Origin of the sequence: Mucilaginibacter sp. SMC90, from assembly GCF_022811725.1 — a bacterium.
In the GTDB taxonomy this organism is placed as follows: Bacteria; Bacteroidota; Bacteroidia; order Sphingobacteriales; family Sphingobacteriaceae; genus Mucilaginibacter.
Genome location: NZ_CP094527.1, coordinates 3,044,857 through 3,057,912 on the forward strand (window position 1 = coordinate 3,044,857; position 13,056 = coordinate 3,057,912).

Genomic DNA, 13,056 nt, shown 5'->3' on the forward strand with positions numbered 1-13,056 from the left:
AGGTTTATGCTGCTAAACTAATAATTAACTCCTGTTTTAACTGTTTGTTTAGGCCCCGAACTACCGCGAGTTTCTTTTAGTTCATTTCGTTCATTTTTTCTGAAAATTATGATACTATAAATTTAAATGCTAAGAAAATGGCGGTTTTTGTAGCAGTGCCGCATCGCCGCCAGGCGGGATGTTAGTTAAAATCATGGTAACGTTTTTTTCGTTAATTGCAAAAACATATTAATCGGCCTCGGCCATAAACAATTGATTTTTAATGAAAAAGAAACTTACCCTGCTGTGCCTGATGCTTGCATGTTCATTGCCAATCTTCGCTCAAAACATTTTTACCGCCATTCAAACCAATGATATCCCCGGGGTTAAATTTTTGCTGAACAAGAGCGCTAATGTAAATTTGAAAGACCAAAATGGCGATACACCATTACTTGTTGCAGTAAAAAACAACCAGGGCAGGATCATGAACCTGATACTGCAAACCGATGTTAAAGTAGATTATAAGGATAAAGAAGGCTATACAGCTTTAATGATTGCCAGCAAAAACGGCAACGCAGAAATGGTTGAGCAATTGCTGCACTATTATCCTAACATTAATATTCGTAACAGCAACGGTGCTACCGCCCTTATATTAGCTGTAAACGGAAGCAATGTCGGCGTAGTGAAAAGCTTGCTTGAACATGGTGCCAACACCAAAATTAAAGACAAAAAAAACAAAACTGCCGCTGATTACGCAAAAGATACCGATAAGGCCGAAATAGTATCGTTGCTGAACAATACTTACCAGGTAACCGCCAGTTTGAAAAACGGCGGATCATACGCTATCCCTTTTCAATAAATATAAAAAGATAGCCCGTTAATGAGGGATGATTTCTGAAATTATTGTCCCGGAAGATAAATCATTGCGATACGTGTTCCGGGATTTTTAATTTAACGGCATCATGTAACCAATCAAAAATATAGCAGATCAATTAGTTATTATCAATTAAAAACCGCTAATTTGCTGTTATTGAGCTTATGTGCAAAAGTTATTATAAATAACAAAAATAGTATTTGAATTATTGGATAAAATAACTACATTTGCGCTCTTGTTTTAAAAAGACGAATAGAATAAAATATAGCCATGAAAAGAACGTTTCAGCCTTCTCAAAGAAAAAGAAGAAATAAACACGGTTTCCGTGAACGCATGTCAACTGCTAACGGTAGGAGAGTATTAGCAGCCAGAAGAGCTAAAGGCAGAAAAAGATTAACTGTTTCTGACGAAGGCAGGCACAAAGCATAATTGAGGTTGCCCTGCCCTTATTTATAAGGGTTTGGAACCGCTTATCTGCTTTATCCTTCGGTTCAAAAATGGCAACTATGTATACTTTTAAAAAAGAAGAACGGTTATGTAATAAGAGGCTTATTGATAAGCTTTTTCATAACGGCTCTTCTTTTTTATGTTATCCCTTCCGGGTATCCTGGCTTGTTAATCCTGAGCCTCAGCTTCATCCTGCACAAATTCTTTTTTCCGTTCCTAAAAAGCGTTATAAGCACGCTGTCGACCGTAATTTATTAAAGAGGCTGATGCGTGAAGCGTACAGGCTTCATAAACAGCAACACCTTTATAGTATGCTGCAACAGGCCGATAAAAGGATAATTGTTTCGGTAGGGTATGTGGGCAAAGAAGTTGAACCATATCTTTTCATCGAAAAAAAAATGCTGAAGCTATTTGCTCAGCTTGGTAACGAATTAAATGCCGCTGTATCTGTTACAGCCAGTTAATGCCAGGAGGGGATGGAAATAATTACCAGGTTTTTAAAAGCAATAGTTGGGGGGATATTTATCATCCTAATCAGGTTTTACCAGTATTTTATATCTCCGCTTTCGGCTGCATCATGCCGGTATACTCCAACCTGCTCACAATATGGTGTTGAAGCCATCAAAAAGCATGGCGCTTTTAAAGGTGGCTGGTTAACTATTAAACGCATAGCCAGTTGTAATCCATGGGGAGGCCATGGTCATGATCCTGTACCATAAATTTGTAATATGAGCCTGATACTTCAAATTGAAACAGCAACAACATCTTGTTCGGTAGCCCTTGCCCGTTATGGCGAGGTTTTAGGTTTTAAAGAAATAAACGCCCGTAATGTTCACGCCGAAGTGATCACTTTATACATAGACGAGCTCCTTAATAGTACCGGCGTAAATTATAATGACCTTGATGCCATTGCAGTAAGCAGCGGCCCCGGTTCATATACGGGTTTGCGTATAGGAGTATCTACCGCTAAAGGATTATGTTTTGCACTTGATAAGCCGCTTATTGCCGTTGAAACCCTTGAGGCTATGGCTTATGGTATTATCAATAACCCCGGTTTTTTTGAAGAGAGCAAAACATTGCTATGCCCAATGATAGATGCACGGCGAATGGAAGTTTATACAGCGTTATTTGATAATGAGGGCAATAGGGTACGCGAAACTGCTGCTGATATTATTGATGAAAATAGTTTTGCCAATTATTTAAAAGAAAACAAGATCATCTTTTTTGGCGATGGTGCCGAAAAATGCAAAAGCGTTTTAAGCGGTAACCCTAATGCTAAGTTTTTGGATGATTTTGCAAACTCCGCAACTTACCTTACTCAAAAAGCGGCTCAGAAATTTGCTGATGCTGCTTTTGAAGATGCGGCATATTATGAGCCTTATTACCTTAAAGATTTTATAGCGGGGAAAAAGGCGTTTTAGTTATTGGTTTTAAAGATACGGCCAAACAAACGCCCGAAGAATCCTTTTTCACCCATCGGGATGTAGCTGGAGTTCATAGGATGTTCAATTGTACGGCCAAATTTTAATGAAAAGCCCAGGAATATATCTGCTCCTGTGTAATTGCCTATGTGGTTTATTTGCGTATTATTACCAATTGACGCAAAGGCAAACCGGCCGGTATTTATCAGGCGTTCGGAGCCGATAAAAAATTCGGCATTGGGCGATTTTACCATGATTTGCGCACCTATATTGAATAATTTATAATCATCATAAGTGGTTGTTAAAGTTGCAATAAGATTGTTTTTTTGCACCGAGTTAACCCAGGCACCCGTAAAACCCGAAAAAAACATTTCCTTTTGAGCTACAAGCGTTGGGAAATACCTGAATGTTTTTTCGTCATCAAGCCAGTAGCTTTTGGATACGCTCAATTCGGCCTTTGCATTGGTTTTTGTGTTGAAGGACGTAACTGCTCCATTAGCCCTGAATAAGTCATATACAGCATTATAAATATTCTCTTCGCGGTGTTCGGACGTAATATCTTCAATGTTTGTTGTATTGTCAAAATCAGTAATGGTTGATCGTTTGTTCCAGTGAATGAAACCAAGGTCTTTTACATTACCTTGTATCAGGATCCCGTCCTCTGTACGGAAAGTTGCACCCATTGATATGGAGGCACCGGGGTTACGAAACGTTGGCAAAAAATCGCGGCCATTTAACCTGCCGGGTACGTAACTCCTGTAGTACCGCCCCTGCATATAAACATCAGCATTGTCGTTGCTGGGATCCACCAGGTCCCGGTTAATTTGCAGGCTTGACTGTTCTACATCTATTTTATTATACTGTATACCCGAAAGATAGCTCAATTTAAAGCCTATAGACAGTTGTTTGTTAACTTGCTCCCGGTAGGTATAACTTAACTGATCATACATTTGCAGTAAATAATGATTGTTAAATATATTGTCGTAGTTGTTGTAGGCAAAATTTGAGGGGCCGTCAAGAAAAGCAACAGATTCATCAGTAGCCAGGCCTCTGCTTTCCATCTTTGTTTGCGCCGAAAACCCCATTTCCACATTGCCGTTCAGGCTTGTAAAAAGCTTAAGCATTATAGCATAGGCATTGCCGTTAACATTAAAATGGTTTAATGCATTTTGGCCTATATGCAGGGACGACGTATTGTAATAAGGGGGACTTCCAAATGCGCGGCTTTTAAGGGGACGCTGCATATGGCCGGTTATAAAAAAATTGGCGTCGAAATTAGGCACGAAAAAATTGAAAGCTACTGCTCTGCTTGAGTCGGGAATGAAGGCTCTTTGCGATGGATTTTCAAATGAATCGTAAAGTGTGCCCGTGTTATATTGCGAAAATTGTTGAGCCGATACGGATAAAGAACAAAGGGTTAAAAAAAGAATAGTAAAGATCTTATTCATATTATAGCTCACATACCTTTATTCCAAAACAATTCAAAAAAACAGGCTGGAATTGGTGCCGGTAAAATTTATTACAAATTTCTATTTGTTTTGTTCTACGAAATCGGGCGGGTATGGTTGTGTCAATACACAATTTATTTTTTTTGCGAGCTTGTATCCGGAGCGTTTAAACGCATACAGAAATTAGTATAAAAGTTCTTATCAGATGCAGTGAGCTGGAAAGCAGCACCATAATAGTTTTTCCAGCCAGGGTTGTTGTTTTCAAAAGCATCGTAAAAAGGTTTTTTCAAATCGCGCTTTAACATGGGCTGCATGTTTTTAAAATTGATAAAGTATGCTACGTTACTTCGCTCGGCCAGCAGGTTATCAAATTGCGTATACTGATCTGTTTTACCGATAAACTTACGGTTGAAGTAGGTGTCATTATAACTCTCCAGCTCGGATACCGATGCCGCAAGGATAAGGTAATTGTCAATGATCATAAAATAAGGCTTTCTGAAAACGTTGAAAGCATCGCCCAATAAAAAGAAAGGCAGTTTTTCATAGTTAAACTGGCCTACTTTATCGGTAACCATATTACTTATATTCATCATTAACGGAAACAGCTTTGATCCGTCCTTAACAGATATGATAGCAAATTTTTCGAAATAACGGGTTGTTACTATGGCAAACTCATTACCAAGTAATTTTTCAAACTCCGGTTTTATAAACAAACCTGCATCTGATTTTACTTTGGTTAAAAGTTCAGTTTTTTCTTTACCCACGCCCGCTTTATCGTGCCATTGCGAAAGATCGGCTTCGAATTTTTTGGGATCTGAAATGGCAAAGCTTATGCTGTAAGCTGTTGTAGCTGGAAAAATATCTTTCAGATGATTTTCTACCGGTTGCTGGGCCGAAAAAATATTTAAATAGCTTGTTGCATTATTTTGTTTAGTAGTAAAACCGTTAAACATTAATGCGTCGCTTTTGTAATTTAGGTTTAACGCTGCATAGGCAGGCAGCATTCTGAAATTCTTGAACAGATCTGTAGTTTTATTAAGAAACAGCTGGTCAAAAAGCGGGTTAAGCTGATTGTAATTGATATAAAGGTTTGCAAGTGAGTTGGCGTTTTGCTGTTCGGGCAGCGGTACAAAGCCATTGTGTCCCTTATCCTGTTGGTAAATGGCGCTATGGTCAATAAGGTCTTTTGAAAAGCTTCCCGAAAAGATATTATCACCTCTCTGGATGATATAAAAATGTTTATCGATTGCTTTTATAAAAATATTAAAGCCTTGGCTGCCAGCTATCTGCATTGGTGATACCTGCATCGCGTTTTTTGAAGCGCCGGTTAAGTTGTTAAACAGGGCTGCCGAAAAGTTTTTTGAGGCCGATGTTGTTACCAGTAAGTTAATATCGTCATTATTGGCAGGGTGTAGTGAAATAAAGATGTTTTGCCCCGTAAAAAACTGGCTGAGCGGAGGCGCGGCAACTAATAGTTTGCGTAATGTATCAAGTTCCTGCAGTTTTTCACGGCCAACAAAAGCATTCAGGAGTTGGTTGCCCGCAAAAATTTCATAAAAGCCTTTTTCGTTAGTGAATTCAAAAACCGCTACGGCATTATCAGGAATAGCATGCATAACCTGCCCGGTACGCACTCCCGGCGGACTCAAATTTTTAAAATATAATACCGTTACAAGCACGGTAGCTATAATTAAAAATATAGTGGTTACTATCAGTCGTTTCATAGCAGGGGTGTGCAGCAAATATAGAATTTTACCCCACGGCGTTAAAGTAATACTTTCAATTGGTTAACTTAGCTTTTTATATCTGCATGAACAAACAAATAATTATTACTGCTTCGTTTTTGGGTATGCTGGCAGTTATAACCGGTGCCTTTGGTGCACATGGTTTAAAAGCTGTATTAACACCTTCGCAACTTGAGGTTTGGCATACTGCTGTTCAATATAATTTTTACCATGTATTTGCCTTGTTATTTCTGGCTGCTTTTGCAGGTAAAAGGGACGGGGGGCTGATATCTGCTGCTCATTATCTGTTCACCTTTGGTATCATTCTGTTTTCAGGATCGTTGTACCTGCTATCGTGCCGTGATTTGCTTGGCTGGAGCTGGCTTGTATATATGGGCCCAATTACGCCTATAGGTGGTTTATTGTTCATATTAGGCTGGCTTATGCTGGCGTTGGCTGCTATCCGCAACAAATAATACTGCATGTTAGAGTTTGCCGAAATTGAACATACCGACCGTGAAACACTTTTTGCCGAAGTGATTTTACCATTGGCTATTTCAAAAAACTACACTTACCGGGTTCCGTATGATCAAAACGATGCTATTGCCATAGGCAAACGGGTTGTTGTGCAGTTTGGTAAAAGCAAACTTTATACGGCTATAGTTAAAGAGATAGGTAAACGCGCTCCCGAAAAATATGAGGCAAAATATATCATCGAGATACTGGATGACCGCCCTGTTGTAACCCCTAAACAGCTTGAGTTTTGGCAATGGCTGGCAGATTATTATATGTGCAATATCGGCGAGGTTATGAACGCGGCACTGCCGTCGGCTTTAAAGCTGGCCAGCGAAACCCGTATTGTACTTAACCGGGAATCTGAGATAGATAAGACCGAGCTTCATGACAAGGAGTTTTTAATTGTTGAAGCCCTCGAAATACAGCCTGAGCTCACCATAAGTGATATCACTAAGCTGCTGGGGCAGAAAACTGTGATGCCGATATTGAAAATGATGTTTGAGAAAAACATCATCAATATTTCTGAGGAGGTAAACGAACGTTATAAGCCCCGCAAACGCACTTTTATTACACTTAACCCAGTTTACAATAACCAGGATAATTTACGGGAACTGTTCCCGATATTGGAAAAACGTGCCCCTAAACAGGCCGATGCCTTGCTGGCTTATATCAAACTGTCGCGCCATTCAAAAAGCATCACCAAAAACGAACTTATTGAAGAGAGCGGAGCTGGTGAATCAAGCATTAAATCGTTGATTGAAAAGGAGATATTCTTTTCGGAAGACAGGAGTGTTAGCCGTCTGCATTTTGAAGAGGAGGATGAAGTTGGCGATAATTTTGAATTAAGTGAACAGCAAACAACCGTACTTCAAAGTATCCGCGAGCAGTTCAGGGAGAAAGATGTGACCCTTTTACATGGTGTAACCTCATCGGGTAAAACACAGTTGTATGTAAGGCTGATAGAAGAGATTATACAAACCGGGAAACAGGTGCTTTACCTGCTGCCTGAAATAGCGCTCACAACCCATATTATTGAACGGCTCAGGATGTATTTTGGCGGCGATATCGGCGTTTACCATTCGCGTTTTAATGATAACGAAAGGGTGGAGGTTTGGCAGAAGGTTTTAAGCGGCGAGTACAAGATTGTACTCGGTGCAAGATCATCCGTATTTTTACCTTTTGCTGATTTGGGTTTGATCATTGTTGATGAAGAGCACGAAACTTCCTACAAACAATTTGATCCTGCACCGCGCTACAATGCACGTGATGCCGCTATCTTCCTGGCTAATATGCACCAGGGTAAGGTGCTGTTGGGCTCGGCTACGCCATCGTTTGAAAGCTATTATAACGCCCGTATGCATAAGTACGGTTTTGCTGAACTAACTGAGCGCTTTGGTGGTGTTGAACTTCCAGACGTACAGGTGGTTAGCATTGCACAGGAAACCAAGCAGAAAACCATACAATCACACTTTACAAGTGTATTGATGGAGGGCATAAAACAGGCGCTTGAAAATAAGGAGCAGGTAATTTTGTTCCAGAACCGGCGCGGGTATGCGCCTATCCTGATGTGTAAGGTTTGTGCTTATACCCCAAAATGTATTAATTGTGATGTAAGCCTTACCTACCACAAAAGCAGCGGTAAGCTGCATTGCCATTATTGTGGTTATAAGGAAGATACGCCATCTATTTGTCCTGCATGCGGATCAACCCATTTGGAGTACAAAGGTTTCGGTACCGAAAAAATTGAAGACGAGCTAAGTGTTTTACTCCCCGAAGCCCGGATAGCACGGATGGATTTGGATACAACACGTTCAAGAAACTCTTTGCAAACTATTCTGAATGATCTGGAGGAGAAAAAGATAGATATATTGGTTGGCACTCAAATGGTGGCCAAGGGACTTGACTTTTCAGACGTTACGCTGATAGGCATCGTTAATGCCGATAGTTTGCTGAAATTTCCGGATTATAGGGCCAACGAGCGTGGCTATCAACTGCTTGCACAGGTAAGCGGCAGGGCTGGCCGGCGGGGCAAACAAGGTAAGGTGGTGGTACAAACCTATGATATTTATCACCGGGTGCTAAAACAGGTGATTGATAACAACTATGCCGATCTTTATTTTACAGAGATGGAAGAGCGGAAGAACTTTAAATACCCGCCATTCTACCGTATTATTAACCTTGATATCAAGCATAAAAATCCTGATGTTCTCTATAACCAGGCCGAATATCTCGGCGCACGCCTTCGTGAGCATTTTGGTGAGCGGGTGATAGGCCCGGAGCAGCCGCTTATCAGCAGGATCCGTAATTATTACATCAAAAGTATCATGCTCAAGTTTGAGAAGGATGGCATCTCTATAGTAAAAGCAAAATCTGTTTTACGGGATGTGATCACCCAATATTATACAACCAAACTTAGCACGGGGAGTATTGTACAGCCCGATGTTGATCCGTATTAAAGTATTTAATTGAAAGCTTGTCAAAACCATGTCATTGCTGTAAAGGTTAGATAATTCGGAGACAGAATTAGCTTTATATAACTAAGCTAATTTTGTTATGCGAATAAACACTACTGACCTCACCTTAAAGCGAAACTATCTCAGTAAGTATCGTTTTTTAGTCAGCGAATATGAGCAGGTAAAGCGTGGGGAACACCCGGGTTTTAGGTTCGCTAAAGACTTTTATTTGGCTCATGATACCGACCGGAGAAGTTTTCTGAAGTATTACAATCGGTTTAAACAATCCGGTAATGAACTCGACTTATTACCTGGTAAACGTGGGCCTAAGTACAGTACACGGCGTCCTGATCCCCAGGATGAACAGCAAGTGCTCGATTTGCGTTCGCGAGGCTGCAATAAGTTCGAGATAGCAGACCGGTTTAAACAAAAAGCTAATAACTTTACCCCATCGCCTTCAGGGGTGTACAACATCCTGAAGCGACACAACAAGAACCGTTTAACTGTTACAGATAAGGAAGTAAAGCGAAAGATCATCAAGGAACGCATGGGCCAGTTAGGACATATAGACTGTCATCACCTGAGTAAAAGTGTGATCAGGGGACAAAACAGGAAGCTGTACCTGCTTTGTGTGTTGGACGATCATTCCCGTCTTGCCTGGGCAGAGGTGATGGAAGATATTACCGCCTTGACCACCATGTTTACTTCGCTGCGCTGTATGCAAGCCCTTAAGCGCGAATTTGGTATTCAGTTCGAAGAGATCATCGCTGATAACGGCCCTGAATTTGGCACCTCTACCAGCTTAAATAAGAAAAACCATCCCTTTGAACGAATGTTGGTGGAAACTGGTATCAAAAGAAGATATATGAAACCTTACCGCCCGCAGACGAACGGCAAGGTAGAACGTTTTTGGCGTACACTTAAAGAAGATCTGATCGAAGACACCGATTTTGACAGCTTCGAAGAATTGGAGGATGAATTGCTCAAGTACCTCGTTTACTATAACTGGGAAAGGCCGCATCAGGGTATTAACGGCAAAAAACCTATTGAAATGGCAGCCTTAAACAACAAATAAAAACACCTGATTCTGTCTCCGAATTACTAAACACTTACAATTGCGAGCGTAGCGTGGCAACCGCACGGAAGCATAGACACCCTGTATAGCATGCGATTGCTTCGTCGTTCCTCCTCGCAATGACATGTAGGGGCGAGATGTAATTACTTTTCCAACTCCAATCCCCAGTCTTTTCCTTTATCAACAGCAGGTACGCCCTTATCCATCCAAACAGGCAATGGCGCACCTTTTAAAAAATGATCAAAAAATTGTTGCTCACGTATGGTAATGTCTTTGCGGTTTTGACGCAGAACAAGGTTATGCGCTTCGCCATTATATTGCAGCAGCCAAACAGGTTTGCCCAGCCTGCGTAAGGCAGTAAACATTTCAATGCCCTGGTACCATGGCACGGCCCCATCTGCATCATTACTCATGATCATTACCGGTGTTTTTACCTTAGGTAACTGGAACAGTGGCGAGTTTTCGATATACAGCTCTGGTTTTTCCCAAAGCGTAGCACCTATGCGACTTTGTGATTTTTCGTACTGAAACTGCCTGTTCAATCCCGATTCCCACCTGATGCCACCATAGGCCGAAGTCATGTTGGCAACAGGTGCACCTGCCCATGCGGCAGCATACATATTGGTTTGTGTAATGAGATAAGCTACCTGATAACCGCCCCAGCTTTGGCCCTGTATGCCAATATGGGCTCCGTCAACCCAACTATTCTTCTTCAGCGCCTCAACGCCTGAGTTGATAAAGTCGACAGCAGAAGCACCCGGATGCCCGGTTTGGTAGCTGATATCAGGGGCAAAAACAACATAACCGTTGCTTACAAAAAATGAAATGGGCAGCCTGGACGGTGTAGGCGCAGGCGCTATATAATTATAAAGACCGTCAGATAGTTTTTCATAAAAATAAACTATCATCGGATATTTTTTAGCCGGGTCAAAATCTTCAGGTTTATACAGTATCCCCTGCGACTGATTGCCTTTGGGTGTTGTCCACCTTACAAGATCGGCAGTGCCCCAGTTGTACTCACTTTGTTGCGGGTTGATAGCGCTTAATTTGATCTCCTTTTTTAAATCGGATGATACATATAAATCGGGCGATTGCTTGTAGTTTGCCTTGGTATAAATATAAACGTCTGCGTTTTTAGCTTTTAAGAGATTGTCATAGCTCACCGGGGCCATGACGATCTTTTCGGGCTGGTTGTTAGCCTCAGGATATTTCCGGAAATATCCCCATTGCTTAGTTATTTCGTTTTGCGTTAAAAGCCACATTGGCTCCTTGGCCGGGATAAATTTTTGCTCGGGATCAGTTTGGGCATACCTGATAATGAGCTTATTTTTACGACCAATGCCTTTGGTGAAATTAAATGCATCACCTGTTGCCGGGTCAAAGCGCCAGATATCATACCGGTCGTAAATAAACACAGCTTTATCGCCAGCCAGCCAGCCTGCCAGGCCATAAGCCGATGCATAGCCGGGCACGTCATTCAGCTCATCGCCCATTTTGGTGCCGGTTGCTTTGCTTACGTTTATTTTTTGTCCTGTTGCAATGGTGTAGCAATACCACGCCTGATCTTTAACATCAAACCAAAGTACATAATTACCATGCGGCGAAATATAATAACGCCCCATGGATGCACTTACGAGCCGGTGGTTGCCACTTTTGGTATCAACTAAAATAGCCTGTTGCCTGGTGCTGCCTTCCCATTGGGCAGGCACACGTGCGCCGGTATCTGTAACTCCTAAAACGTAACGTGCATCTTTGTTTTCGGCATTTAATATTTCGGGGATGGCTTTGCTGCCTAACTGTAGGGTTTTACTCCCTGTTTCTTCGGGTTTTATAACTGCAAGATAGCTCCGTTTTAATTCGGTTTGCAAGTTTTTAAGTTGTTGCGGCTGCAGGTAGTCGTCTTTATAATTCCAGATATCCAGTTTGGCTACTTCAAAATCAACAAGTGTTGTGTCTGCAGGTTTTGGGATAGGGGCAGTGCCAAAAAAAAGGTTGCCGCCACTTTTGCTAAAGCTCACTTTGCCGTCCCCGCTCACTGCCCAGTTATCAGGTATTCCGGCCAAACCTGCAGCAGCAATAACATCTGCACTATCCTTTGCTGTGTTGTAATAATAAAGCTTAAAGGGTTTTACCAATGCCTTTTCAGGGTTCTTTTCGGCGGTAAATGCTACCTGCCGCCCGGCATCATCCATGCTGATGTTATGATAGTTCCCCCGCCCTGTGCTTAAGCGTTTAAGGCTGTTTTTTTCAGAATCAAACAGGTATAAGCCCGAGGCCATTTCCTTTTGCCTAACCGGGGCTGTAACGGCAAAAACAATCCATTTGCCATTTTTGCTTACCTGGTATTCGGTAACGTATTTAAAGGTTCGGAGGGTGCCTGTTTTCAATTTTCTGATTGTTAAATCGGCGCCATCAAGCGTTGGAGGGGCTACGGTTGCTGTTACGGCTTTTTTTGAGGTATCGTTTGCCGCCGGCTTTTTAAGTGTATCGGCAGTTGCCAAATAGGCAATAACAGGCGCGTTCTCGGCTACTTTAAATGAGCGGATAGCGGGCACTTTAGTAATGAATGATGATCCTAATGCAACTATTCCTAATGTGTCTTTAGGGAAATCTGCCTGCTTTTTCTTTTTTATTTTGGCCTGCCTGGTATCCTGGTAAAACGGGCGGATAAGAAATATAGCATACTTTGAATCGCTGGTTAGCTTTATAGTATCGGCGCGTGGTACTTTTACTGAGGTTATGTTTTTGGAAGTCTTAATGACGAGTTCTGCGTCTCCCTGCTGCGGTTTTATCACATAACCTATCCATTTGCCATCGTTGCTGATGTGTTGACCTGCTATGCTTTGCCAGTCATCAAAAACGTTATGGTTTAACGGTTTTTTGCTTGTTTTTTGGGCCGATACCTGAAAACCAATGGCCAATAACATGCCGGTTGAAAGTAAAAGTTTACGCATAGCAGGAAAGATGTCAAATCTAAATATGCTGAAAACTTATGGTTAAAAGAAATTAACTACGGTAAAGTTACATTGGAATGAGGCGAAAGGCGAAAGGCGAAAGGCGAAAGGCGAAAGGCGAAAGGCGAAAGGCGAAAGGCGAAAGGCGAAAGGCATTATGTTAAA

General features: G+C 41.6%; 11 protein-coding genes. 8 read left to right on the forward strand and 3 right to left on the reverse strand.

The genetic code is table 11. The features are described 5' to 3' along the window. The first annotated feature begins 262 nt into the window (after positions 1-262). The 5 genes from MTO98_RS12965 (at position 263) to tsaB (ending at position 2,721) form a co-directional block, all read left to right on the forward strand. Positions 263-838, forward strand: a complete 576-nt coding sequence (locus MTO98_RS12965; protein ID WP_243487079.1) for an ankyrin repeat domain-containing protein — start codon at positions 263-265, stop codon at positions 836-838. Between the two features lie 285 nt (positions 839-1,123). Further along, positions 1,124-1,282, forward strand: coding sequence for a 50S ribosomal protein L34 (gene rpmH, locus MTO98_RS12970; protein WP_083878950.1), 159 nt, complete (start codon positions 1,124-1,126; stop codon positions 1,280-1,282). Between the two features lie 77 nt (positions 1,283-1,359). Next, a complete protein-coding gene (locus tag MTO98_RS12975) occupies positions 1,360-1,764 on the forward strand; it encodes a ribonuclease P protein component (protein WP_243487080.1) in 405 nt (134 codons plus the stop codon). Between the two features lie 12 nt (positions 1,765-1,776). Then, positions 1,777-2,019: a membrane protein insertion efficiency factor YidD gene (gene yidD / locus MTO98_RS12980; protein ID WP_243487081.1), complete on the forward strand. Its 243-nt coding sequence runs from the start codon at positions 1,777-1,779 to the stop codon at positions 2,017-2,019. 9 nt (positions 2,020-2,028) lie between these two features. Further along, on the forward strand, positions 2,029-2,721 hold the full coding sequence (tsaB, locus tag MTO98_RS12985) for a tRNA (adenosine(37)-N6)-threonylcarbamoyltransferase complex dimerization subunit type 1 TsaB (RefSeq protein WP_243487082.1): 693 nt from the start codon (positions 2,029-2,031) through the stop codon (positions 2,719-2,721). Here tsaB and MTO98_RS12990 read toward each other — a convergent pair. After that, the gene (locus MTO98_RS12990) at positions 2,718-4,169 is read right to left on the reverse strand and encodes a DUF5723 family protein (protein ID WP_243487083.1); all 1,452 of its coding nucleotides are present in this window, start codon (positions 4,167-4,169) and stop codon (positions 2,718-2,720) included. The genes tsaB and MTO98_RS12990 overlap by 4 nt on opposite strands. Positions 4,170-4,303: 134 nt before the next feature. After that, on the reverse strand, positions 4,304-5,893 hold the full coding sequence (locus MTO98_RS12995; protein ID WP_243487084.1) for a hypothetical protein: 1,590 nt from the start codon (positions 5,891-5,893) through the stop codon (positions 4,304-4,306). Positions 5,894-5,979: 86 nt separating this feature from the next. Here MTO98_RS12995 and MTO98_RS13000 point away from each other — a divergent pair, with 86 nt between their 5' ends. The 3 genes from MTO98_RS13000 (at position 5,980) to MTO98_RS13010 (ending at position 9,937) form a co-directional block, all read left to right on the forward strand. After that, on the forward strand, positions 5,980-6,369 hold the full coding sequence (locus MTO98_RS13000) for a DUF423 domain-containing protein (RefSeq protein WP_243487085.1): 390 nt from the start codon (positions 5,980-5,982) through the stop codon (positions 6,367-6,369). Between the two features lie 6 nt (positions 6,370-6,375). Continuing rightward, entirely contained in the window at positions 6,376-8,865 is a 2,490-nt protein-coding gene (gene priA / locus MTO98_RS13005) for a primosomal protein N' (protein ID WP_243487086.1), read from the forward strand. Positions 8,866-8,962: 97 nt separating this feature from the next. Then, positions 8,963-9,937 carry an integrase core domain-containing protein gene (locus MTO98_RS13010; protein ID WP_243487087.1) on the forward strand — a complete coding sequence of 325 codons (975 nt, stop codon included), beginning with the start codon at positions 8,963-8,965 and terminating at the stop codon, positions 9,935-9,937. Positions 9,938-10,080: 143 nt separating this feature from the next. Here the strand turns inward: MTO98_RS13010 and MTO98_RS13015 are convergent, their stop codons facing one another. Next, the gene (locus MTO98_RS13015) at positions 10,081-12,891 is read right to left on the reverse strand and encodes a prolyl oligopeptidase family serine peptidase (protein ID WP_243487088.1); all 2,811 of its coding nucleotides are present in this window, start codon (positions 12,889-12,891) and stop codon (positions 10,081-10,083) included. Positions 12,892-13,056: the final 165 nt, after the last annotated feature.

Coding starts and splice junctions, on each gene's coding strand:
- rpmH (WP_083878950.1), top strand. CDS start 1,124: ATGAAAAGAACGTTTCAGCCTTCTCAAAGAAAAAGAAGAAATAAACAC.
- MTO98_RS12995 (WP_243487084.1), bottom strand. CDS start 5,893: ATGAAACGACTGATAGTAACCACTATATTTTTAATTATAGCTACCGTG.
- MTO98_RS12965 (WP_243487079.1), top strand. CDS start 263: ATGAAAAAGAAACTTACCCTGCTGTGCCTGATGCTTGCATGTTCATTG.
- MTO98_RS13015 (WP_243487088.1), bottom strand. CDS start 12,891: ATGCGTAAACTTTTACTTTCAACCGGCATGTTATTGGCCATTGGTTTT.
- yidD (WP_243487081.1), top strand. CDS start 1,777: ATGGAAATAATTACCAGGTTTTTAAAAGCAATAGTTGGGGGGATATTT.
- MTO98_RS13010 (WP_243487087.1), top strand. CDS start 8,963: ATGCGAATAAACACTACTGACCTCACCTTAAAGCGAAACTATCTCAGT.
- tsaB (WP_243487082.1), top strand. CDS start 2,029: ATGAGCCTGATACTTCAAATTGAAACAGCAACAACATCTTGTTCGGTA.
- priA (WP_243487086.1), top strand. CDS start 6,376: ATGTTAGAGTTTGCCGAAATTGAACATACCGACCGTGAAACACTTTTT.
- MTO98_RS12975 (WP_243487080.1), top strand. CDS start 1,360: ATGTATACTTTTAAAAAAGAAGAACGGTTATGTAATAAGAGGCTTATT.
- MTO98_RS12990 (WP_243487083.1), bottom strand. CDS start 4,169: ATGAATAAGATCTTTACTATTCTTTTTTTAACCCTTTGTTCTTTATCC.
- MTO98_RS13000 (WP_243487085.1), top strand. CDS start 5,980: ATGAACAAACAAATAATTATTACTGCTTCGTTTTTGGGTATGCTGGCA.